This is a genomic window from Acidipropionibacterium jensenii DSM 20535, from assembly GCF_000425285.1.
GTDB lineage: Bacteria > Actinomycetota > Actinomycetes > Propionibacteriales > Propionibacteriaceae > Acidipropionibacterium > Acidipropionibacterium jensenii.
Genome location: NZ_KE384345.1, coordinates 2,094 through 23,123, shown reverse-complemented (window position 1 = coordinate 23,123; position 21,030 = coordinate 2,094). Strand labels below are relative to the sequence as shown.

General features: G+C 66.6%; 23 protein-coding genes and 3 tRNA genes. 11 read left to right on the top strand and 15 right to left on the bottom strand.

Annotated elements, in window-relative coordinates:
- Positions 1 to 6: 6 nt before the first annotated feature.
- The 9 genes from H590_RS0113805 to H590_RS0113765 all read left to right on the top strand — a co-directional run bounded on the left by H590_RS0113805 (position 7) and on the right by H590_RS0113765 (position 9,096).
- Positions 7 to 216: a DUF3073 domain-containing protein gene (locus tag H590_RS0113805; protein ID WP_028703966.1), complete on the top strand. Its 210-nt coding sequence runs from the start codon at positions 7 to 9 to the stop codon at positions 214 to 216.
- A 48-nt stretch (positions 217 to 264) separates the two neighbouring features.
- Positions 265 to 1,215 carry an alpha/beta hydrolase gene (locus H590_RS0113800; protein WP_028703965.1) on the top strand — a complete coding sequence of 317 codons (951 nt, stop codon included), beginning with the start codon at positions 265 to 267 and terminating at the stop codon, positions 1,213 to 1,215.
- Between the two features lie 190 nt (positions 1,216 to 1,405).
- The gene (locus H590_RS0113795; protein WP_028703964.1) at positions 1,406 to 2,722 is read left to right on the top strand and encodes an ABC transporter substrate-binding protein; all 1,317 of its coding nucleotides are present in this window, start codon (positions 1,406 to 1,408) and stop codon (positions 2,720 to 2,722) included.
- Positions 2,723 to 2,845: 123 nt separating this feature from the next.
- Complete coding sequence (locus H590_RS0113790) at positions 2,846 to 3,742, top strand: carbohydrate ABC transporter permease (protein ID WP_028703963.1); 897 nt, start codon at positions 2,846 to 2,848, stop codon at positions 3,740 to 3,742.
- Positions 3,742 to 4,638 carry a carbohydrate ABC transporter permease gene (locus H590_RS0113785; protein WP_028703962.1) on the top strand — a complete coding sequence of 299 codons (897 nt, stop codon included), beginning with the start codon at positions 3,742 to 3,744 and terminating at the stop codon, positions 4,636 to 4,638. The genes H590_RS0113790 and H590_RS0113785 overlap by 1 nt, the downstream gene beginning before the upstream one ends.
- A 257-nt stretch (positions 4,639 to 4,895) precedes the next feature.
- Positions 4,896 to 6,305, top strand: coding sequence for an ABC transporter permease subunit (locus H590_RS0113780; RefSeq protein WP_161626043.1), 1,410 nt, complete (start codon positions 4,896 to 4,898; stop codon positions 6,303 to 6,305).
- A 13-nt stretch (positions 6,306 to 6,318) separates the two neighbouring features.
- Positions 6,319 to 7,311 carry a branched-chain amino acid ABC transporter permease gene (locus H590_RS0113775; RefSeq protein WP_028703960.1) on the top strand — a complete coding sequence of 331 codons (993 nt, stop codon included), beginning with the start codon at positions 6,319 to 6,321 and terminating at the stop codon, positions 7,309 to 7,311.
- Positions 7,304 to 8,365: an ABC transporter ATP-binding protein gene (locus H590_RS0113770; RefSeq protein WP_036982708.1), complete on the top strand. Its 1,062-nt coding sequence runs from the start codon at positions 7,304 to 7,306 to the stop codon at positions 8,363 to 8,365. Before H590_RS0113775 ends, H590_RS0113770 begins: the two co-directional genes overlap by 8 nt.
- Entirely contained in the window at positions 8,362 to 9,096 is a 735-nt protein-coding gene (locus H590_RS0113765; protein ID WP_028703958.1) for an ABC transporter ATP-binding protein, read from the top strand. Before H590_RS0113770 ends, H590_RS0113765 begins: the two co-directional genes overlap by 4 nt.
- Positions 9,097 to 9,240: 144 nt before the next feature.
- On the opposite strand, the gene H590_RS17000 is transcribed toward H590_RS0113765, so the two are convergent.
- From H590_RS17000 to H590_RS0113680, 13 genes are all read right to left on the bottom strand, one after another.
- Positions 9,241 to 9,723 (bottom strand): GNAT family N-acetyltransferase, encoded by a 483-nt coding sequence (locus H590_RS17000; protein ID WP_051238657.1) that lies wholly within the window; start codon positions 9,721 to 9,723, stop codon positions 9,241 to 9,243.
- 127 nt (positions 9,724 to 9,850) lie between these two features.
- Positions 9,851 to 11,158, bottom strand: coding sequence for an ABC transporter substrate-binding protein (locus H590_RS0113755; protein WP_051238656.1), 1,308 nt, complete (start codon positions 11,156 to 11,158; stop codon positions 9,851 to 9,853).
- A 260-nt stretch (positions 11,159 to 11,418) separates the two neighbouring features.
- Positions 11,419 to 11,492: transfer RNA gene (locus tag H590_RS0113750), tRNA-Phe, on the bottom strand.
- A gap of 64 nt (positions 11,493 to 11,556) precedes the next feature.
- A tRNA-Asp gene (locus H590_RS0113745) sits at positions 11,557 to 11,630 on the bottom strand.
- Positions 11,631 to 12,435: 805 nt separating this feature from the next.
- Positions 12,436 to 12,741 carry a hypothetical protein gene (locus tag H590_RS0113740; protein WP_028703956.1) on the bottom strand — a complete coding sequence of 102 codons (306 nt, stop codon included), beginning with the start codon at positions 12,739 to 12,741 and terminating at the stop codon, positions 12,436 to 12,438.
- Positions 12,742 to 13,072: 331 nt separating this feature from the next.
- Entirely contained in the window at positions 13,073 to 14,176 is a 1,104-nt protein-coding gene (locus H590_RS0113730; RefSeq protein WP_028703954.1) for a hypothetical protein, read from the bottom strand.
- Positions 14,177 to 15,035: 859 nt separating this feature from the next.
- Positions 15,036 to 15,260 carry a hypothetical protein gene (locus tag H590_RS0113715; RefSeq protein ID WP_028703951.1) on the bottom strand — a complete coding sequence of 75 codons (225 nt, stop codon included), beginning with the start codon at positions 15,258 to 15,260 and terminating at the stop codon, positions 15,036 to 15,038.
- A gap of 118 nt (positions 15,261 to 15,378) precedes the next feature.
- Complete coding sequence (locus H590_RS18165) at positions 15,379 to 16,923, bottom strand: DnaB-like helicase N-terminal domain-containing protein (RefSeq protein WP_161626042.1); 1,545 nt, start codon at positions 16,921 to 16,923, stop codon at positions 15,379 to 15,381.
- Positions 16,920 to 17,138 (bottom strand): hypothetical protein, encoded by a 219-nt coding sequence (locus tag H590_RS0113700; RefSeq protein WP_028703950.1) that lies wholly within the window; start codon positions 17,136 to 17,138, stop codon positions 16,920 to 16,922. Before H590_RS0113700 ends, H590_RS18165 begins: the two co-directional genes overlap by 4 nt.
- A complete protein-coding gene (locus H590_RS0113695; protein WP_028703949.1) occupies positions 17,131 to 17,319 on the bottom strand; it encodes a hypothetical protein in 189 nt (62 codons plus the stop codon). Before H590_RS0113695 ends, H590_RS0113700 begins: the two co-directional genes overlap by 8 nt.
- Positions 17,312 to 17,713: a hypothetical protein gene (locus H590_RS0113690; protein ID WP_028703948.1), complete on the bottom strand. Its 402-nt coding sequence runs from the start codon at positions 17,711 to 17,713 to the stop codon at positions 17,312 to 17,314. The genes H590_RS0113695 and H590_RS0113690 overlap by 8 nt, the downstream gene beginning before the upstream one ends.
- Positions 17,710 to 18,279 carry a hypothetical protein gene (locus H590_RS0113685; RefSeq protein ID WP_028703947.1) on the bottom strand — a complete coding sequence of 190 codons (570 nt, stop codon included), beginning with the start codon at positions 18,277 to 18,279 and terminating at the stop codon, positions 17,710 to 17,712. The genes H590_RS0113690 and H590_RS0113685 overlap by 4 nt, the downstream gene beginning before the upstream one ends.
- Positions 18,276 to 18,557, bottom strand: a complete 282-nt coding sequence (locus H590_RS0113680; RefSeq protein ID WP_051238653.1) for a helix-turn-helix transcriptional regulator — start codon at positions 18,555 to 18,557, stop codon at positions 18,276 to 18,278. Before H590_RS0113680 ends, H590_RS0113685 begins: the two co-directional genes overlap by 4 nt.
- 101 nt (positions 18,558 to 18,658) lie before the next feature.
- Between H590_RS0113680 and H590_RS0113675 the strand changes: the two genes are divergently transcribed.
- Together H590_RS0113675 and H590_RS16990 are read left to right on the top strand one after the other, a co-directional pair.
- Positions 18,659 to 19,120 carry a helix-turn-helix domain-containing protein gene (locus H590_RS0113675; protein ID WP_161626041.1) on the top strand — a complete coding sequence of 154 codons (462 nt, stop codon included), beginning with the start codon at positions 18,659 to 18,661 and terminating at the stop codon, positions 19,118 to 19,120.
- A complete protein-coding gene (locus H590_RS16990; protein WP_051238652.1) occupies positions 19,120 to 20,223 on the top strand; it encodes a tyrosine-type recombinase/integrase in 1,104 nt (367 codons plus the stop codon). Before H590_RS0113675 ends, H590_RS16990 begins: the two co-directional genes overlap by 1 nt.
- Before the next feature lie 81 nt (positions 20,224 to 20,304).
- Here H590_RS16990 and H590_RS0113665 read toward each other — a convergent pair.
- A tRNA-Glu gene (locus H590_RS0113665) sits at positions 20,305 to 20,380 on the bottom strand.
- A 97-nt stretch (positions 20,381 to 20,477) separates the two neighbouring features.
- A partial coding sequence (locus H590_RS18730) for a VldE C-terminal domain-containing protein (RefSeq protein ID WP_483756917.1) occupies positions 20,478 to 21,030 on the bottom strand: 553 nt, incomplete at its 5' end.

The window sequence follows — 21,030 nt, the reverse complement described above, 5'->3', positions numbered from 1 at the left end:
ACCCATATGGGGCGCGGCCGTGCAAAGGCGAAGCAGACCAAGGTTGCTCGAGATCTGAAGTATCGTTCGGTTGATATGGATCTTGAGTCCTTGGAGCGCGAGCTGAGGGGCGACAAGGTCCGTGAGCGTGAGGACCCGGGCAAGGAAGACGAGCTCTCCGACAAGTACGCCGATCTGGCTGAGAAGTACTCCCACTACGGCGAGGACGATCAGTGACTCCGGTCACCCTCCGGTGATCTGGTCACAGGGGTCCCCCGAGTCCCGATGAGGTGGATCGCAGATCCGGTGGTGCCCGGCTTCGAGTGGGCACGCATCGCTCTGCCACGCGCAGCGAAGGTTCCCGGTGATCCCGAGGGACTGCTGACCGCAAGCCTGATCCGCCCCCATCCGCCCAGACGACGACGGGCCCTGCTGTACCTGCACGGCTGGTCGGACTGCTTCTACCAGGCGCACCTCTCCGACGAGGTGGAGTCCTGGGGGATGGACTTCCACGCACTGGAGCTGCGGCGCTACGGCCGCAACCTGGTCGACGGTCAGATGGCGGGCTGGATCCCCGATCTGGCCGACTACGACCAGGAGATCAACGCCGCGATGTCGTTGATCGGCGCCGACCACGACGAGGTGACCCTGATGGGCCACTCCACCGGCGGCCTGATCCTCCCGCTGTGGATGGCCCGTCATCCCCACCGGGCGAGCGGCATCATCCTCAACTCGCCGTGGATCGACCTGCAGGGCTCGACGATGACCCGACTGATGGCCGGCCCGGTCACCCGGGCCGTCAGCCAGGCCTCCGCGACGACTGTGCTGCCGCTGCCCAGCCACGACAACTACTCGCGGTCGGTGCGCCGGGAGTTCGGCGGGGAGTGGGCCATCCCCTTCCAAAAGTCCCACGGTGACGCCTTCGTGGTGCGCGCCGGATGGCTCAATGCCGTCCTGGCCGGCCATGCGATGGTCGAGCAGGGGCTGGGCATCGAGGTGCCGATCCTCACCCTGCTGTCGGCCCGCAGCGACCTGTCGGCCACCTGGAGCGAGACGATGCGCGGCGCCGACACGGTGCTGGACGTCTCCCGGCTGGCGGCCGCCTCGGTGCACCTGGGCCGTCATCTCACCCTGGTGAGGGTCACCGGCGGGCTCCACGACCTGGTGCTGTCGGCCCCCTCGGTGCGCGCCGGCGTCTTCGCCGAGATGCGCCGCTGGGTGCAGGCCTACCAGTAGTCGTCGGCTCCGCGTCGCACCGGTTCTCCGGGCCCCCGGGGTGCCAAAGATCACGGGGCGGTCACGATGTCATGATAACGTCACCATTTTGGTTGCCGAGCTGTCTGGGGTCTGTCAGAATCGGCGTGGCCGGACAAGGCAGTCCGGAACGAGACATGGATGTCTCGATGTGACCGGGAGGTTATTTCTGATGCGTGGCAAGAGACTGGCGGCGCTCGCGACTGCGTCGCTTCTGGTGCTGTCCGGCACCGTGGCGTGCGGATCATCGAGCAGCACGAAGGCTGGTTCCGATGAGACCTCGGCCTCGACCCCCAAGGCGGGTGGCGCCGGAGGCACGGTCGGCGTCTTCACGTGGTGGGCGGACGGCTCCGAGAAGAAGGGCCTGGACGCCCTCGAGAAGATGTTCAAGGAGAAGTACCCCAACGACACCTTCCAGAACCTGGCGGTGGCCGGTGGATCTGGTTCCAACGCGAAGGCCAAGCTGGCCTCCGACCTGAAGAACGGCAACCCGCCCGGATCCTTCCAGGGTCACGCCGGTGCCGAGCTGATGGACTACATCGACAACGACCAGGTCGAGCCCGTCGACAGCATCATCAAGGAGGTCGGCGGCGAGTCGGTCTTCCCCAAGACCCTGCTCGACCGACTCACCGTCGACGGCCACATCTACTCGGTGCCGGTCAACGTCCACCGCGCCAATGTGGTGTGGTCGAACACCGCCGTGCTGAAGAAGGCCGGCGTCACCAGCACCCCGAAGAGCGTCGACGAGTGGTTGGCCGACATGGCCAAGGTCAAGGCCTCCGGCGTCTCCACCCCGCTGTCGATCGGCGGCACCTGGACCCAGACCGAGCTCTTCGAGTCGATCCTGGCCTCCAACCTGGGAGCCGATGAGTACAACAAGCTGTTCACCAAGGACGGCAAGTGGGACTCCGACGGCGTCAAGGCCTCCATCGAGCAGTACAAGAAGGCTCTCAGCTTCGCCAACACCGCCTCCGACGGAGACGACTGGCCCAACGCCACCGACATGGTGGCCAACGGCAAGGCCGCCTACAACGTGATGGGCGACTGGGCGGTCGCGCAGTTCGAGATGCGCAACAAGACCTACAAGACCGACTGGGATGCCTTCCCGATGCCCGGCAAGGAGAACATCTTCGACTTCCTGGCCGACTCGTTCACCCTGCCGACCGGCACCAAGAACCCCGAGGGCACCAAGGACTGGCTGCGGTTCGTCGGTTCCAAGGACGCCCAGACCACCTTCAACAAGGTCAAGGGGTCCATCCCTCCCCGCACCGACATCTCGCCCGAGGGCTTCAGCCCCTACCAGCAGTCCGCGATGAAGGACTTCAAGTCCCCCGACACCAAGATCGTCTCCTCGATCGCACACGGTGCCGCAGTCTCGCTGGCCTGGAGCTCGGAGATCAACACCGCGATGAGCAAGTACTACCAGGACAAGAACTCCGCGAACCTGGTGAGCGCCCTGGTGGCCTCGCACGGCAAGTACGCGCAGTGAGTTAGCGGTATCGGTGGGCCCGGCCAAGGCGGCCGGGCCCACCTGCTGGCCGCCCCCGGCCGGCTCAGCTCAGGTGCACCGCTGGTGCACACACGCAGGTGCAGACACAGAGGTGCAGAAGACATGGTGAAATTGCGACGCTGGTTGCCGAGCTTCCTGTTCGTGCTGCCGTCGATCATCCTCATCGGGATCTTCGTCTACGGCTTCATCGGGAAGAACATCGTGGCATCCTTCGCCACGGTGCGGACGAGATCGGGACGGCTCAAGGCCCCGGGAGGGTTCCAGAACTACTCGACGCTGATCGGTGATCCGCGCTACCAGCACGCGCTGTGGAATCTGCTCGTGCTGACCGTGGTGTTCATCGCCGGCACGATGTTCTTCGGGCTGCTGTGGGCCCTGCTGCTGGAGCGGGGGGTGCGCGCCGAGGGAGTCTTCCGCTCGGTCCTGCTGTTCCCGATGGCGATCTCCTTCATCGCCGCCGGTGTGGTCTGGCGCTGGCTGCTCTCGCCGGCCCAGGGCTCCGATGCGGTGGGTCTGAACCAGCTGTTCCAGATGATGGGCCTGGACGGTCTCCAGTCGAGTTGGTACTCGGCGGGCAGATTCAACATGGCCGCGATGGCCATTCCCGCCATCTGGCAGCTGTCGGGGTACATCATGGCGCTCTTCCTGGCCGGTTTCCGCGGCATCTCCGAGGACCAGCGGGAGGCCGCCCGGGTGGACGGCGCCACCGAGTTCAAGCTGTACCGGCACGTGCTGTTCCCCCAGCTGTCGCCGATCGCGTTGAGCGCCCTCATCATCGTCGGACACATGTCGATGAAGATGTTCGACCTCATCTACTCGATCGCCGGGCAGAGCTCCTACACCGCCGAGGTGCCCGCCACCCTGATGTGGACCCAGATGTTCCAGCTCAACGACCCCACAGCGGCCGCCGTCAACGCCACCCTGCTGCTGCTCATCGTGGCGGTCGCGGTCATTCCGTACCTCATCTACACCAACCGCACCGAGAAGGGGGCCCGCTGATGTCCTCGGCGACTCTTGAGGCCGACCGGCTCGCAGCCGTTCCGCACCGCCACCGCAGAAGCACCAGGGGGCAGAAGGCCTTCGGGACCGTTCAGTACGCCCTGCTGTTCGTCTTCTCCATCATCGTGCTGATGCCGGCCTATGTGCTGCTGGTGACCAGTTTCAAGCGCCAGGGCGACTATGACCAGTCGACCGCCTGGCAGATCCCCACCACCTGGTCGGTGGAGGGCTGGGTGGCGGCCTGGAACACCCTGGCCCCGGCGGTCGGCCGGTCCCTGGTGATGGCGATCCTGGCGGCCGTGCTCTCCTCGGTGCTCGGATCGCTCAACGGCTACATCTTCGCCAAGTGGCACTTCCCCGGCTCCCACGTCATCTTCGTGCTCTTCCTGTTCGGGATGTTCATCCCTTACCAGGCGATCATGATCCCGCTGTCCGGGATGATGCTGAACATCCAGGACAGTGCGCCCTGGTTCGCAGGGGTCCCGACCCTGATCCTGTGCCACATCGTCTACGGCATCCCGATCTGCACCCTGATCTTCCGGAACTACTACGCCACCTCGGTACCCAACGAGATGATCGAGGCGGCCCGGGTCGACGGCGCCACCACCTGGTCCACCTACACACGGGTGGTCCTGCCGGTGTCCCCTCCCGGATTCGTGGTGACCCTCATCTGGCAGTTCACCAGTGCTTGGAACGACTTCCTGTTCGCACTGTTCCTCACCAACCAGAACAACGGCCCGGTGACCTTCGGCCTCAATGCCCTGGCCTCCGGGCAGAACCCGAACTACCCGCAGATCATGGCGGGAGTGCTGGTGGCCTCACTGCCCACCCTGATCGTCTACATCGTCCTCGGAAAGTACTTCGTGGCCGGTCTGATGAGCGGTTCGGTGAAGTAACAACACGTCTGTGAGAGACCCGCGTGGCGGGGGTTCGCGGCACTGCGTCCGCGGCCTCCGCCACTGCTGTGCAGGCGCGATTTCGCAATGTTACAGATTCGCGATGATCTGTTACTTCTTGAGGTCGTCGGGCGGTAGGCCGGTGAACCGCTTCTACAGTTCCCACAGGTTGAGCCACTGCCCAGGCACTGCGTCCGGGCAGGAGACGAGGCTCACCCGGCACCCCTCAGAGGGCCGGGGACACGGGAGGAAAACGCGTGAGACCAGCACATCCGGCGATCATTCGGACCAGCTACGGAGGACGCCTGTGGCGTCTGGGGTTAGCTCTCCTGGCCTTCCTGGCACTGTTCGGAACCCTTCAGGCTCAGAACGCGCCAGGAGCCCACGCGGCGGGCGTTCAGCTCATCGTGACGGTCGCTGACGACTCCGGAAAGCCGGTCGCCAAGGTCGGCCTCACCGTCGCCGACGCCGCCGGCAAGCTCATCAAGGGCACCACCGATGCCCAGGGCAAGGCCACCGTCGACCTCACCGCCTCGGGCAGGTACGGCGTCTACTTCGACGTCGCCACCCTGCCGAAGGGAGTCGGCCCGGCGGCCAATCCGACGGTGCGCGCCACCACCGGCAACATCTCGCCACAGTTCACAGCGATCTCGCTGTCGGCCTCCGGAGTGCGCACCGCGTTGACTCCGACCCCGCTGGCCACGGCGCCCTCCTCGGCGTCGACCCCCGGCGCGACAGTCGGCGGCTCCGGGTCCGGATCCTCCGGAGGGTCCTCGGGCGGCACCAGCTTCATCGACCAGCTGACCCCCAAGATCGCCACCGGCCTCACCTTCGGCCTGTTGCTGGGGCTGGCCTCGATCGGGCTGTCGCTGATCTACAGCACCACCCGACTGAACAACTTCGCCCATGGCGAGCTCGTCACCTTCGGCGCCTTCATGGCCTACATGATCGCCGGACAGTGGGGGCTCAACGGGTGGATCGCCATCCTCGGCGCCCTGATCCTCGGCGGCTGCTTCGGCTACCTCCAGGACATCTCGCTGTGGCGACCGCTGCGCAAGCGGCGGCTCGGCATGATGCAGATCATGATCGTCAGCATCGGGCTGTCCCTGGCGCTGCGCTACATCTTCGCCTTCATCTGGGGCCCCGACCGGCTGTCCATCCCCGCCGACAACGACCCGGTGGTCTCCTTCGGGCCGGTGAACCTGCGGTACTGGGACGTCGTCGGATCGATCATCGCGATCGTCCTGCTGGTGCTGGTGGCGCTGTTCTTCTCCTTCACCAGGATCGGGAAGGCGACCCGCGCGGTGGCCGACAACAAGGCCCTGGCCGCGGCCACCGGTATCAACGTGGAACTCATCATCCGCATCGTGTGGGTGGGCGGCGGTGCCCTGGCCGGTGTGGCCGGAGCCCTCATCGGCTACTACCAGACGCTCCAGTGGAACGCCGGCGCGCTGATCCTCCTGCTGCTCTTCGCCTCGGTCACCCTCGGTGGCCTGGGAACGACCTGGGGGGCCCTGGTCGGCGCCATCATCATCGGACTCGCGATGGACGTCTCGACGATGTGGGTCCCGACCTCACTCAAGTATGTCGTCGCCATGCTCATCATGATTGTTGTTCTGCTGGTCAGGCCCCAGGGTCTGCTCGGCAGGAAACAGCGGATCGGCTGAGAAGGGAACTCTCATGGATTTCAGCTTCATCTCCCAGGCTCTCTCGCAGCTGTTCGCCCCGGACACCGCGGCCTACGCCCTGGCCACCATCGGCCTGGCGGTGCACTTCGGGTACACCGGCCTGATGAACTTCGGCCAGTCGGCCTTCATGGCCGTCGGCGCCTACTTCTTCGCGATCGGCGCCCGCACCCTCAACATGCCTCTGCCGCTGTGCCTGCTGTTCGGGGTCCTCGGCGCGGTCGTCTTCGCCCTGCTGCTCGGCATACCGACCCTGCGGCTGAGGGCCGACTACCTGTCGATGGTCACCATCGCGGCGGCCGAGATCGTGCGATACGTCGCGATCACCCCGGAACTGACCCCGCTGACCGGCGGCCAGGGCGGACTCACCAGCTTCGACTACGGCAACGCGTGGGCCGCGCTCAATCCGATACCGGCGCCGGCCTCCGGAGGGTTCTACACCTTCGGTCCGTTGTCCTACTCGCGCGACGACCTGTTCAACCTCATCGTCTGCTGGGCGGTGGTGATCGTGGCTGCGGTGCTCGTCTGGGCCCTGATGCGCAGCCCGTGGGGACGAGTCGTCCGCGGCATCCGTGAGGATGAGGACGCGGTGCGGGCGCTGGGCAAGAACGTCTTCAGCTACAAGATGCAGGCCCTGGTCCTGGGCGGCGTGCTGGCCGGTGTGGCCGGCATGCTGTACATCATGCCGAAGGGCCTGAACCCCGACATCGGCGGCACCCAGACCACCTTCTTCCTGTGGACGATCCTCTTCCTGGGCGGTGCGGCCACGGTCTTCGGGCCGATCATCGGTTCGATGATCTTCTGGTTCACCCTCATCGTCACCGACGGAGTGGTGAGCCTGCTCACCACCTCGAACATCCTTCCGATCAGCGGCATCCAGGGCGGCCAGATCCGGTTCATCCTGGTCGGCCTCGGACTGATGGCGCTGGTGATCTTCCGGCCGCAGGGCATATTCGGCAACAAGGCGGAGACCTACTTCAATGGCTGAGACCTCACAGACTGCACCAGACTCCGGCACGGAGGCGATTGCTGCCGAGAAGGCCGCACCCGGTTGCCACAAGGTTCACCCGATCCTGGTCGCCAGCAATGTGACCCGCGAGTTCGGCGGCCTCAAGGCCGTCGACGTCGAGCACGTCGAGATCCCGCGAGGGGCGATCACCGCCCTCATCGGGCCCAACGGTGCCGGCAAGACGACCCTGTTCAACCTGCTCACCGGGTTCGACAACCCGAACACCGGTGCGTGGGAGTTCGACGGGACCGACCTGGCCGGCGTCCCGGCCCACAAGGTCTCCCGGCTGGGGGAGGTGAGAACCTTCCAGCTCACCAAGGTGCTGGGGCGGATGACCGTCCTGGAGTCGATGAAGCTGGGCGCCCGCCACCAGACCGGCGAGCACTTCTGGGCCGCGCTGTTCCCCTTCATCTGGCGGAGCCAGGAGAAGGCCAACGAGAAGCGCGCCCTGGAGCTGTTGGACCGCTTCGGGCTGCTGGCCAAGAAGGACGACTTCGCCGGATCGATGTCCGGTGGCCAGCGCAAGCTGTTGGAGATGGCGCGCGCCCTGATGTGCAACCCGCAGCTGGTGATGCTCGACGAGCCGATGGCCGGCGTCAACCCGGCCCTCAAGCAGTCCCTGCTCGGCCACATCGTCGGGCTCAAGGACAGCGGCGTCACCGTGCTGTTCGTCGAGCACGACATGCACATGGTGCACACCATCGCCGACTGGGTGATCGTGATGGCCGAGGGCAGGGTGGTGGCCGAGGGCACTCCCGATGTCGTGATGGAGGATCCCGCGGTGGTCGACGCCTACCTCGGCTCCAACAAGGACCGGGATCTCGGCGACGTCATCAACGGCATCCGGTCCTCGCGCAAGAGGAAGGTCGACGTCTCCGATATCGACATCCAGCGCGACGAGGAGGTGCTGGACGCCCAGCAGGAGGCCGTCGAGGCGGCTCAGGAACTGGGCGAGAGCGGCGACTCCCAGGCCGTGGTGGACGATGCCGCCGACGCCGTGGCAACCGATGACAAAGGGAAGGACAAGGCATGAGCCACGTTCTTGAGACCAAGGATCTGGTCGCCGGGTACCTGCCTGGAGTCAACATCCTCAACGGGACCAACACCTACGTCGAGGACGGCGAGCTGGTGGGCATCATCGGCCCCAACGGGGCCGGCAAGTCCACCCTGCTGAAGGCCGTCTTCGGGCTGGTGCGGGTGTACTCGGGATCGGTGGTGCTGGACGGCACCAAGATCACGAACCTGTCGGCCAACCGGCTGGTCACCCACGGAGTCGGGTTCGTCCCTCAGACCGAGAACGTCTTCCAGGCGCTCACCATCGAGGAGAACCTGCAGATGGGCTGCTACCAGAAGCCCAAGCTGTACACCAAGAGGCTGGCCTTCGTGGTGGACCTCTTCCCCGAGCTCAAGAAGCGGCTCAAGCAGCGGGCCGGTTCGCTGTCGGGCGGCGAGCGTCAGATGGTGGCGATGTCGCGGGCCCTCATGATGGACCCGAAGGTGCTGCTGCTCGACGAGCCGAGCGCGGGACTGTCCCCGGTCCGGCAGGACGAGACCTTCGTCAACGTCGCACGGATCAATGCGGCCGGGGTGTCCATCATGATCGTGGAGCAGAACGCCTCCCGGTGCCTGCAGATCTGCGATCGCGGCTATGTGCTCGACCAGGGCAAGGATGCGTACATGGGTACCGGACGTGACCTGCTCAACGATCCGAAGGTCATCCAGCTGTACCTCGGTACCCTCGCCGCCGACCACAAGGCGGGCTGAGCGGCTCTCCTCGGCTCATCCCCGGTCCCCCACCCCGACTCGGGGTGGGGGACCGGGGATGAGCTCTGAGTGGGCACGGACAAGCCACCTGCCACGACGGACTGGTCGACCCGCTCATGACCTGACCGCGTGCGAGGGGATCCTCTACCGTGCCGGGCGTTGCCAGGTCCACGGCACGGTCCCGGTGATCCTCATCAGGCCCGCGCGTTCGAGGATGGGGCGGGAGAACTCGGTGGAGTCCGAATGGATCCACCGCGCGCCGTGCGACATCGCGGACCGGACTCGAGCGGCGGTGAGCGCACGGTAGATGCCGCGACCCCGGTAGGCGGGCAGCGTTGCGCCGCCCCAGATCCCGGCGAAAGGGGTGCCGGAGATCGGGTCTATCCGACCGGCGCTGACGATGCGACCGTTGGTCTCCGCCGCCCACAACTCGACGTTCTCCCCGTTTGACTGGCGGGTCAGGATCTCGCGCAGCATCCGTTGAGCGCGCGGGGTGCCGCCGAAAACGGCGTCCTGCACGTCGAGGGCCGCGCGCATCTCCTCAGGCACAGTCAGTCGGCGCAGCGTCACGCCGGTCGGCGGTTCGCTGCCGAGATGGGCGTCGTACTCGGCGAGGAGATCTGTCACCAGCCGATCGTATGCGTCGGACGGCGTACCCCCCTGGAAGTCGACCAGGCCAGAAGCTACGAGGAAGGGCCCGGTTCGACAGAACCGGGCCCTTCCTGATGTCCTGGGCGTCAGCCCACCTCGTGGATCACAGCGAGGAGGTCTGCTGGCTCACCCAGTCGGTCTTGTTGTTCGGGCCGACAGTCTTGTAGAAGGAGATGCTGGCCTTGGTGACGTCGCCCGCCTTGTTCCAGGCGATCGGGCCGGACTGACCGTCGTAGTCGATGTCGGTGCCCTTCTGGATGAGGTCGTAGCAGGCCTTGAAGGTCGTGCACTTGGTGCCACCGTCGGAGACCTTGATGAGGTTGTCGGCGATCGTCTGGGGAGCGGTGCTCTTGCCCTCGGCCGCGGCCAGCGCGATGAGGATCGTCGCGTCGTAGGACTCGGCAGCGTAGGAGAAGGAGTTCAGCGGCTTGCCGTTCTCCGTGTTGAGCTTGTCCTTGAGGCCCGAGGCCGGGTTGACACCGGGGGTCGAGAACTGGGCGCCGGTGATGTCGGGATCGCCCTTGCCGAGGATGCCGTTGTTACCGTCAGTGCCGTAGAAGTTCTTGAAGTCGAACTTGTTCTGCTGCAGGGCGGCGGAGATCGACTTGATCTCGTCGAAGGAGATCACCACCAGGGCGTCGGGCTTGGCGGCGAGCACCTTGCCGACCTCGGCGTTGAAGTTCGTCGAGTTCGGGGTGAAGGACACATCAGCGCCGACCTTGACGTTGTTGGCCTTCAGGGTGTTGACGATCTGGTTGTTGAGCCCGGTGCCGTAGGCCTCGTTCATGTAGAGGATCGCGACGTTCTTCTTGCCGTCGGAGACGATCTTCTGGGCCAGGGCCTGGCCCTGCAGGAGGTCGCTGGGGACGGTGCGGAAGAACATGCCGTTGCTCTTGTTCGGGTTGGTCATGCCCGGATCGGTGGCGGCCGGGGTGATGAACGGCACCTTGGCGTTGGTGATCTGGCTGAACACCGTCTTGACGACGGCCGAGGACTCCGGGGCGAGGATCGCCGAGGTGCCCGAGGCCAGCAGGGACTTGGCCGAGGAGGAGGCGATGTCGGTGGTGGTGTCGCCGGAGTCCTTGACGGTCAGGCTGGTCTTGAAGGTGGGCTTGGCGGCATTGATGTCGGCGGTGGCCAACTTGGCGCCCGCGATGGCGGCGGGTCCCAGCAGGGCCAGCGACCCGGTCTGCGGGTAGATCGCGCCGATCTTGAGGTCGCCGGAGGCACCGTTGCCGCCCGCGGAGGACGAGGAGGTTCCGCCCGAGCCGGACGAGCAGGCCGCCAGCACCATCACGGACAGGGATGCGGCGACAGCCTTGGCGGCCACACGACGCCGACGCGAGATCACGGTCGACGCGGTGCCGGGCACCTCTGACGATGCAGTACGACCCGAAGAAATGCGGTGCATGTGGGTTCCTCTCGAGGGAGCTGATCACTACTTGCCCGAGACGCTATCCGCCCCCTGTCGTCGTATCGGCGACGAAGGCGTTTCCACCGTGTTACACCCCTTGTCAGCGCTCGACGGCCGGATGTGAGTCGTGACCAAGCTGTGACATTCGGCGGTCTGAGGGGGGAGAGGGACCCCCGATGCGGGGACGCAGGGATCCGGTCCGGTGACCTGCCGGAGGTACGAGAAGGCCCCTCCGTGGAGGGGCCTTCTCATCTGTGTGGCCGGGACCGGGATCGAACCGGTGACCTTTCACTTTTCAGGCGAACGCTGCTGCCGACTGAGCTACCCGGCCAAAGGCTCGTGTCTGGGAACTTACGCTCCACAGCACGAACGCGACGCCGTGAACGCCGCGTGAGCGACCCCGATGGGACTTGAACCCACGACCTCCGCCGTGACAGGGCGGCGCGCTAACCAACTGCGCTACGGGGCCTTGATCTTCGGGTTGCCCCGAGAATCCTGACCGCTGCCTGCATCAGGCAGCTCGAGAAATATAGCAAGGATCGCCGGTGATGTGAAATCTGCGGTGTCGGCGGGCGGTCGAGGGGCCATGCGACGGCCGTGGCGCTGACGAGGGGTGATGGCCGTCAGCCCCGCCGGACGACGTCCGACGGGGCTGATCGTTGGTATCCCGAACGGGATTCGAACCCGCGTTACCGCCTTGAAAGGGCGATGGGACACCCGAAGCCAGAGGGCCGAACGGCTCTATAGGCGGGTTTGTGGCGTTGTCCGTGTCGTCCATGCACCCCGGTTTCCGGGGCTGGGAGTTGCACGAGAGTTGCACGGAACAGAGGTGTGGCCCCCGCCGGTTTCCAAGCGACGGAGGCCACTGGAAGAGGGTCGGAACACCCCTGCCAGAGCAGCCGTGTGACTGCACCACCAGGATGCCACCCGGCACACACAGTTCTTCCCCGATCGGGGAAGAACTTCCCGGCGCCGGGAAAAGCTTCCACCAGGGGGTGGCACCAGATGCCCACCCCCGGGCAGCCGTTCGGATGAACCGAACAGTTGCCCTCCACTGCCGTAATGGCAGCGCAGCTGGTCGGCCAACCACGGTCGTAACGACCGTGCCCAGGTGGCCCATCGTGAGCCACCCCCCCTGGGCGTGGGAGTGCCCCCGCTCCAGCACCAGGACGGGGGCACTCCGCTGCGCCGCCCACTCCGCGGCGCGGAACCGGTCAGGGGGTCTCGAAAGGGTTAGCCGTCAGGCCGGACCCCCCACCGGAGGATTCAGTTGTTCATCGTTCCTCGAACTGGAACGTCCGGCCCAGCTCGGCGGCGATCAGCCGGCGGGCCCGGTTGACCTCACCACCAGGGGAGGCGGCCTGCACCTCATCCAGGCTCATCTCCGAACGACCGCCATTGTCCCGGTACGCGTCAGCGAGGAACCGCCACAGCCGCGGGCCGGCCTCGGGGTGCTCGGCCCGGTAGTACTCGAACGAGCCGGGCTCCAGTGCCTCCGAGGGCTCGCCAGCGTCGATCTGAGGGCCGTTCACCGTTCCGCCGTCCTCCCGGCCGCCCCCGGGGTTCTCAGAGCCGCTCATCGCTTCTCCTGCTCCAGGAGGAATAGGCCGACCCAACCGTCAGAGTCCACCTGACGGCGATTCTGCGCACCCGCCGACGCCCGACGCTGAATCTCGGCCCTGAGCATGTTCCGACGATCACGAGGCAGGCTCATAGCCCGTCCGACAATCTCCGGGTCCAGATCCACGACCGGGGCCGCCGGCCCCAGCCGGATCACCGCCCGCTTGCTCCTGGCCGCTGGCGGGATCGCCGACATCACCGGTGCGGTCAGGTCGTCCCAGCGATGCCCCCCGGGAGCCACATGGGCCCGACGTGCCGGCCTCGGCACCACATCATCCCAACGATTCCTGCTCATGCCGCCACCTCCACTTTCTGAACGACGCCGGCGGCCCGACGGGTCACCTGCCCGTAGCGCAGCCATCCGAGCTGGGTCCCAAGTACCTTCGGATCGATCATGGAGAACGCCTCGATCGGGGAGGCCTCCAGCCACACCCCGCCCATCGCGACCACGTAGGCGGTTCCCGGCTCGCGGACCCCGCCGGTGGCCAGCACCAGGGGGCGATCGGCCGGCCCCAGCTGGGCGGCCGCATAGGAGCGGACGATCTTCGGCCGGTCGGCCGCATGGCACAGAATCAGGTCCGCACCCGACGGCCATGCCTGCCCGCACGCGACCTCCGCAGCCTCCAGGTTGGCGGCAGCCGGCGCACCATCGGCCAGCTGACGGATCAGCTCGGCCTCCAGTGCCACGTCAGCCACCGCCGTACCGAGCCGGTCCAGCTCGGCCAGGGCGTTCACCCCCCAGTTCACGACCTGGGCGGACCGGCTGGTGGACCAGCCGGCCAGCGTGTACCGCTTCTCGTCGCCCTCCAGCTGCGAGAGGTCGGTTCCAGCATCGGCCGGGTTCGAGGTGCCCGGGTTGATCACCCCGGCCGGGAACGCGTCCCAGGCGACCGGCGTCATCAGCTTCGCAGCCGACGAGGCGGTCACCGGCTGGGCGTACCCGTCCAGCCATGCGGCCAGACCAGGCAGCTCCGCGGCCGGCGGCGCCACGAACACCTCGCCAACGTCGGCGAAGCCGAGCCCGGCGGCCCGCGCTCGCACGTCGGCCAGCTGGGAGGCCACCCGAAGCCTGTCCTGGGCCGCACGGACCGCAGCCTCACCGCCGAACGCCTGCGGCATGTTCCGGCCCTGATGATCGACTCCGGGACCGTCCGGGTTGAACGCCACCGGCCCCTCGGCGGTCAGCACCAGGTCGCGCACCCGGCTGTGCTGCCCGTCGGCGTACGGGTCCAGCCCGTTCAGCACCTGGGGCACGTCCCGCAGAGCCTCAGCAGCCCGCCGCGACCGGGTCACACGCTCCGCGCGGCTGATTCCAGCCTCGCCGGTACTCGCGGCCAGGTCCCGCACCGCAGAGAGCAGCTGCTCGGCCGCCCCCAGCTCTGCCGTCTCATCCATCAGCGTCTCCTTCTCGTCGGCGGCACCTCGTCCGCCACCACAAGCCACGTCCGGCCCGACCTCCGGGCCCGGATCTTCGACGCGGCAGCCCAGTCCCGGGCCGTCCGCACAGGCACCCCGCAACTGCCTGCCCACTCAGTCAACGTCACCCAGGCACCCCCAGACCAGCGGCCAGGATCAGATTCGCCGAAAACGGCGAACTCCCGGGCCCGACGGGCGATCAGATCCAGCCGGCCGGTCTCCCGGCCCCGCCCACTCAACTGCCGGCGCAGACCCTCGGCATCCATCACGTCGGCGAGCTCCTGGGCATCGATCGGCACCCCGAACAGCATCACCGAAGCCACGGGTCCGCCTCCCCATCGAGATGGTCAACCGGCCTCAACCGCCGCCACAGGTCCAGCCGGCCACCACGCTGCAACGCCACATACAGCCCGTGCTCAGACAGCCGCAACGCCGAGCAGACCCCCGCCAAGGACTCCCCGAACGACAACAGCCACTCGACCTCCTCCACCGTGGCCGCGGTGGTCGAAGGCCGGCCCCTCCGCCGCCTCACCGGCTGATCGTCAGCCACGACCGGCCCCCCACGTCGAGACGATCGATTCGAGGAAAAAAAGACCAGGGGGGGCCATCGGCGGTGTCTGAGCCGGCCGGCCTCCCAAAAAAACGGGCGGCGGTCATCGTCGAACGATTCGTTGACGATCGGTTGACGATCCGTTCGCTGGTCTCGGTTGCCGGATCACGTAGTCGATGTATCCGTGTCCGGGTTCGGTGATGGTGACGCGGATCTCGCCTCCGCAGTCGGGGCAGCGGTTGATGCGGGGTGCAGTCGGCTTGCCGCACTGGTTGCAGCGTCGGAGCCTCATGATGCGTTCGGGGGGAAGCCGGGCCGGATGGCTGCCAGGTCGTTGCCGATGTCTCCGAGGTTGAGCAGGGATCCGGTCTCCTCGCGGTCTCCCATGAACACGGGTTCGGTGGATCCGTCGTCGTCGGTCTCGTATCCGGCGAGGAGTAGCTCGTAGGAGTGGCCGTCCTGCTGGCGGAACACTCCGTGCATCGGGTAGGTGGCGGGGGCGAAGCTGGTCATGATGTGTCCTCTTGGTGGTTGGTTGGGGTGCCCGACCTACCCCCTTCCCTCCCCCTATAGGGGGGGGAGGAAACGGGAAGGTAGGCGTCCGGGAAGGTAGGGAAGCTTGCCGGGAAGGTCATTTCCCCTTGTCAGGTACAACTTGCAGGTGTTTGCCGGGAAGGTCGGGAAGGTGCCGGGATGCCTTCCCGTTCTGACCCCCCGCGGGAAGGTGTCCGGGAAGGTCCTTCGCGACCCACAGCGAGGCTGTCTGAGTGGCGCTGTCGCCGGGGATCTTGTCGAGCAGACCCTTGTTCACCAGGACGGTGAGGCGCCGTTCTGCCTTCTTCCGGTCGTTGGCAGAGTCTGACTCGAAGAGCAGCCGGGCAGCGTCAGCGTTGGTGATCCCGTTTCGTCCGCGTGCCGCCTGCACCAGGTCGACGCCGAACCGTACGTGGGTCCGCCCGGTCCGGTTGTCATGCTCGATGGTGAGGGGCCCGACGTCATCCATGGGCTGCTTGACGTGGAAGAGCTTCACGACTGGGTCACCGGGCTGGCCGTCCAGCAGCAGCACTGAACCTGCGCCTGAGGTGATCCAGGTGGATCCGTACACGTCATCCACCGATGGCCTGCCCCTGACGTCCGTCGGGCGCTTCTTCGTGTGGTGCAGCTCGATGATCTCGAAGCCTTCAGCGAGGGCGTGCTGTCTGGCGATGTTGTAGGCGGATCCACCGTCGTCCTCTTTCAGGGCACGGGTGGTGTCCTTGAGGGAGTCCACCACGATGGTCCCCCGGTGGAATGTCCGGCCGAGCTTGACGAGGGCCAGCGGGTCATCGTTCAGCGACTTGGGTAGCGGCCCCCGCCATACATCCATGCGCCGGTTGACGATGTCTCTGGCTGACTTGGGAACCATGCGGAGCATGGAGCGGGCGACCTGTATCGAGCGATCACACGCCAGGTAGAGGACGCCGCGAGGGTCTGGCGCTATGGGGTACCCGAGTAGTTCGGAGTAGTCGGTCAGGCCGACTCGGCCGAGTGCGAGCTGCTGGCCGATAGTGGACTTGCCTGTGCCCTGGGGGCCCGCGATCACCAGGGACTCACCGGTGGCACCAAGTACTTCCGTCCCTCGGCCCCACCATGCCGACGGTGTTTCGGAGGCGGTGAATATGAACTCTCCTCCGGCGATGGCGCGGTTGTGGACAGGGCTGCCGCCCTCGCGGATCTCGACGAGGGCGGATACGTGACGGCCTGGGTCGTGGCCCTCGCTGATGTCCTGGGCGATGAGCCGGCTGAGCTTGAGGGTCTCGCGATCCAGTGCATGACGCCGGACGATGTCGGCGTGCGCCTGGGCGTCGACTGGGAGACCGGCTTCCCACAGTCCGGCCAGGTAGGGGCGTCCGCCCTTGACGTTCAGGTGCACATTGTCTGCGGCTAGTGCGTCGCCGATGGTGACCACGGTCACTGGCTTGTCTGCGAGCCGGAGCCGGCAGGCAGCGGCCCAGATTGCCTCGTGGTCTGGATCGTCGAACTGGTCAGCTTGAAGACTCAGCTCGGCCGGGTCGACCCCTTGCATGACGGCTCCGAGGACGGCTCGCTCAGCATCGTGGTCGTTGGGCGGTAGCCGGCCAGTGGCCCCTGCCGGCGGATCGTCGGCAGGGGCCCTGTGGTGCTCAGTGGCGGTCACTTCGTGCGCTCCAGCTCCGCCAGGAGGCGGCTGTAGTGGTCGTCGTTCAGGAGGCGGCGGAGGCGGCGTAGTGCCCGGCGCTGCCCGATCGGTGCAGAGCGGACCATCTGCGCCATGCCGGCCAGGTTCACGACCTCCTCGGGCTGCCCGTCGATCACGGCGACAGTCCAGTTCTCCGGGGAGACGATCCCAAGCAGTTTCAGACCGTCAGCCATGGTGGGCCTCCAGGATGATCGAGTCGGCGGCGAACACCATGTCGGTGAGTCGCTCCAGCTGGGCGGACGGCGTGGACGGTTGCAGCCCGTCGGCCTCCAGGGCTTGGAGTCGGTGCACCTCGTTGTCGAGGACGTTGCAGATCAGCTGATGCTCAGCCTCGGTGAGGACACGGTCAGGCATGGCTGGCCTCCTCGTCGGAGTGCTCGGGCAGGTGGTCGGCGTCAAGGTCGGCCGCGATCTCTTGGAGCGCGGCGATCAGCGCGGGAAGCTCGGCCCGGGTGAAGAAGCACGTCCCGCCGTCCACGCCCACCAGCTCGATGGTCTCGAAGGAGTCTTCGGTGACGGCCCCGTCACAGGTGAAGTCCCCCCAGCGCACCAGGTCAACCTCAGTGTCCTTGTGCCCCGACGTGATGGGGAACTCTCGGATCCAGTGCATTGAGGCCGTGGGGTCGTTCGGGTTCTTCTGGTAGAAGGCCCGGAGTCGGCCGGCCCACCGGGGACGCTGGGCCTTTATCCTCGCCATCACATCGTTGGGCAGGTACTCAATCGTCTTGCCCTTACCGTTCCACTTCATGCCTGGGCCTCCCCGAGCTGGTCGCGGTCGGTGAACACGCTGTCGATGCTGTGGCGGATCGTGGCCGCGGTGCGCTCGCGGTGTCGGCGGGCGTTCGCGGTCGGGATGTTCTCCCACGCGGGGGTGGCTTCCAGGATGGTGACGGTGCAGCCGTAGCGGCGGAGCAGTGCGGCCCGGTCGGTCGCGGCGGATCGTGACTTGTAGATCCGGTCCGTCTTCGGCCAGTAGAAGGCCGGCACCTGCTCGGTCGGGGTGAACGTGTCGGGCACCCAGTCGGGGTCAAGCGCCCCGTCAGTGGTCAGCGCGGCGGCCGGGTAGGCCACCTCCAGGCGGTACAGGCGGGTAGTCTCGGTCATGTCCTTCTCCTTGTTGGGGGTTGGGTTGGCCCCGGTGACGTCGCTCTCCGCCAAGATCGAGACGTTGCCGGGGTTGTTCTTGTGGGGGCCGGGGGTGTCGAGGGCGACAGAGCAGCGGGGACGGCTGAGCGCGGCCATGGCGACGAGCACCAGGGCGGCGAGCAGGTAGGCCAGCAGGCCGCCATTCGCGGCGGTCGGGATCGCGTTCATCGGGACACCACGACACCCTCGCCGCGCACCGTGGCGTTGTAGGTGTCATCGATCCACTGCTCAACATCGGACCGGCGGTAGCGGACGACGCCGGCCATCTTGAAGGACTTCGGGCCGACGCCCTTGCCCGTGGCGGTGCTCTGATGCCTCCAGTTCCGGAGGGTCACCTGGGAGACGCCAGTCATCTCTGACACCTGGGCGGTGTTCAGAACCTCGTGGTTGGGCAGCCCGGTAGCTTCCCGGCTGGCGGCTCCTCGAGACTTGCTCGCCTTGTTCATGAGTGAACCTTTCATCGGATCGGTATATTCCCGTGTGGGTTGATTGCATACTATGCCAGGGTTTTCTGGGTTGCAACCGATGATGGCGTTAAAGTATGCCCATGGGGAATGACAAGGGCGATCCGGACCGCTACAGAGAGCTCCTCGGAGAGCTGGCAAGCACCACCGGGCAGCAACTCCGTGCCCAACGCGAGCGACTCGGACTGTCTCAGCGCGAAGTCGCCGAGCAGGTCAGCGAGCTCTTGCCCGACCCGTGGCGGCAGACGACAGTCGCGAAGGTCGAGGCTGGTTCGCGCCCATTGCGATGGGTCGAAGTCTGGGCGCTGGCGTGGGTGCTCGATACCTACGACGTACGGGTGCTTGCCGATCACGATGGTTCCGTGGTTAGGGAGCTCAACGTCCACGCCCGAGGCAACACCGCAGAGCGACTGATGGAACTCATGCACCAACTCGAGGACTCGTCGGAGCGGATCGATCAGGGGGACTACAGCCCCGGGATGATCGATCCGGACGCGCGGGAGGCGTACCTCAGACTGCTACGTGAGATGAACCACGGTGAGTGATGGCCAGCATCTACAAGCGGACTCTGAAGTCGGGCACGGTCACATGGCAGGCCCGATATTTCGATCGCGAGCGTCACGCCCACTACCAGAACTTCCCCCGGAAGATCGACGCGCAACGCTGGATCGACCAGCAGACCGCCGACCAGGTCACCGGCGTCTGGATCGACCCGAAGCGGACCCGCGGCACCGTCGCCGCGGAGGCGGCCGCATGGATCGACGCTCACCCCGACTGGTCGCAGAAGACGCGCGAGCGCAACGAGAACATCGTCAAAGTCCACATCGCTCCGCGGTGGGGGAGTGTTGCCCTGGGCGACGTCACCACCGAGGCGATCCAGGAGTGGATCTCCGGATACGAGCTCGCGCCGGCCACCGTCCACAAGATCGGGAATGTCCTGTCTGGGATCCTCGGCCATGCCGTCATCGCGAATCGTCTTGTCGTCAACCCGGCGAAGGGTGTCTCCTATCCGCGTGCCGAACCGAGGAGGCGTCGCTATCTCAGCGTGGGCCAGGTGGAGGACTTGGCCCGGGCAGCCGGCCCCTGGGGGGATGTCATCCACGTGCTGGCCTACTGCGGTCTGCGATGGGGCGAGTTCGCGGCCCTCAAGGTGGAGGACATCGATCTGGGCCGGCGCAGGCTCCGCGTTGATGAGTCGGTGACGAACGTCTCGATGGGCATGGCCTGGGGGCTGCCGAAGGGCCGCACGAGCCGCACCGTGGCCTACCCGTCGTTCCTCGACCGGGCGATGAGGGACAGGACGGCCGGCAAGAAGCCCGAGGACCTGTTGTTCCCCGGGGAGCGCGGCGGGCCGCTGCGCAACGCGTCGGCCCGCGGGTCATGGTTCGACGCGGCCGCGAAGGCTGCCGGCGTCGAGGGGCTGACCCCGCACGAGCTGAGGCACACAGCGGCCAGCCTCGCGGTGGCGGCCGGAGCTGACGTCAAGGTCATTCAGGGCATGCTGGGCCACAAGTCCGCGGCAATGACGCTCGATGTCTACTCCGACCTGTTCGATGCCGACCTCGACCAGGTGGCCGATCGGATGGAGGCCATGAGGGCCGCGGCGATGAGGCCGACGAGACGGCGCCGGGGCATACGGCGATCCTGAGCGTTGCACGAGCGTTGCACGCCGCTGTCTGAACGTGACGAACGGCCTAGCCGATTGTTCATCTGACTAGGCCGTTCGCTCTGGTATCCCGAACGGGATTCGAACCCGCGTTACCGCCTTGAAAGGGCGATGTCCTAGGCCGCTGGACGATCGGGACGGGGCCAGCACCGGGCCCGACCATGCTACCGGTGGGGCCGACATCGTGCCACCGCACGGTACTCCGGGTCTGAGGGGCCCGCGCCAGACCGACCGGCTCAGTCCCAGATGGTGGTGATGTGCACGTGATCCATGTGGTTGGCGGTCTCCGAGCCCCGGTCGGCGACCGCACGCCAGCCCTCCGAGTCGCGCGAGATGTTCCAGATCTGCTTATTGTACATGATGTACTGCACCCCTAGCTCCTGGGCGTGGGCGCGGAAGTAGGCCGCGATCTGCTGACCCAGGGCGGCGTCCCTGCTGCCGCGGGGGAGCATCAGGTCAACCGCGTGGCCACTGGGGTGGTCGGCCATCGAGTCGGCGCGAATTCCGTAGATCGTCCTGATCTGCGGGAATGCCGTGATGGTCCGGTTGACGATTCCCTTGGCGCTGGGGCGCAGACCGGACAGGCCGGAGGAGCCGTTGGCGGTGAGTGCGGCCCAGGAGGAGGTCGGGGTGCTCGACCCCGAGGAGCCACTGCCTGAGGAGCCGTTGCTGCCGGTGCTGGTGGCGGGTTTGGTCCGCGACAGGTAGTCGCTGGAGATCCAGGCGTTGGTGCCCTGGTAGTTGACCGGTGTCCAGCCGTTGACGGAGGCCCCTCGGGTGCCGACGTGG

Bases quoted from the DNA above. Each gene is read 5' to 3' on its own strand.
- H590_RS0113685 (WP_028703947.1), bottom strand. From the start codon at position 18,279: ATGAACGCGATCCCGACCGCCGCGAATGGCGGCCTGCTGGCCTACCTG.
- H590_RS0113700 (WP_028703950.1), bottom strand. From the start codon at position 17,138: ATGGCTGACGGTCTGAAACTGCTTGGGATCGTCTCCCCGGAGAACTGG.
- H590_RS0113805 (WP_028703966.1), top strand. From the start codon at position 7: ATGGGGCGCGGCCGTGCAAAGGCGAAGCAGACCAAGGTTGCTCGAGAT.
- H590_RS0113770 (WP_036982708.1), top strand. From the start codon at position 7,304: ATGGCTGAGACCTCACAGACTGCACCAGACTCCGGCACGGAGGCGATT.
- H590_RS0113715 (WP_028703951.1), bottom strand. From the start codon at position 15,260: ATGACCAGCTTCGCCCCCGCCACCTACCCGATGCACGGAGTGTTCCGC.
- H590_RS0113795 (WP_028703964.1), top strand. From the start codon at position 1,406: ATGCGTGGCAAGAGACTGGCGGCGCTCGCGACTGCGTCGCTTCTGGTG.
- H590_RS0113675 (WP_161626041.1), top strand. From the start codon at position 18,659: ATGGGGAATGACAAGGGCGATCCGGACCGCTACAGAGAGCTCCTCGGA.
- H590_RS0113785 (WP_028703962.1), top strand. From the start codon at position 3,742: ATGTCCTCGGCGACTCTTGAGGCCGACCGGCTCGCAGCCGTTCCGCAC.
- H590_RS0113695 (WP_028703949.1), bottom strand. From the start codon at position 17,319: ATGCCTGACCGTGTCCTCACCGAGGCTGAGCATCAGCTGATCTGCAAC.
- H590_RS0113800 (WP_028703965.1), top strand. From the start codon at position 265: ATGAGGTGGATCGCAGATCCGGTGGTGCCCGGCTTCGAGTGGGCACGC.
- H590_RS0113790 (WP_028703963.1), top strand. From the start codon at position 2,846: ATGGTGAAATTGCGACGCTGGTTGCCGAGCTTCCTGTTCGTGCTGCCG.
- H590_RS0113765 (WP_028703958.1), top strand. From the start codon at position 8,362: ATGAGCCACGTTCTTGAGACCAAGGATCTGGTCGCCGGGTACCTGCCT.
- H590_RS0113730 (WP_028703954.1), bottom strand. From the start codon at position 14,176: ATGGATGAGACGGCAGAGCTGGGGGCGGCCGAGCAGCTGCTCTCTGCG.
- H590_RS0113775 (WP_028703960.1), top strand. From the start codon at position 6,319: ATGGATTTCAGCTTCATCTCCCAGGCTCTCTCGCAGCTGTTCGCCCCG.
- H590_RS0113680 (WP_051238653.1), bottom strand. From the start codon at position 18,557: ATGAACAAGGCGAGCAAGTCTCGAGGAGCCGCCAGCCGGGAAGCTACC.
- H590_RS0113755 (WP_051238656.1), bottom strand. From the start codon at position 11,158: ATGCACCGCATTTCTTCGGGTCGTACTGCATCGTCAGAGGTGCCCGGC.
- H590_RS16990 (WP_051238652.1), top strand. From the start codon at position 19,120: ATGGCCAGCATCTACAAGCGGACTCTGAAGTCGGGCACGGTCACATGG.
- H590_RS0113740 (WP_028703956.1), bottom strand. From the start codon at position 12,741: ATGAGCGGCTCTGAGAACCCCGGGGGCGGCCGGGAGGACGGCGGAACG.
- H590_RS0113690 (WP_028703948.1), bottom strand. From the start codon at position 17,713: ATGAAGTGGAACGGTAAGGGCAAGACGATTGAGTACCTGCCCAACGAT.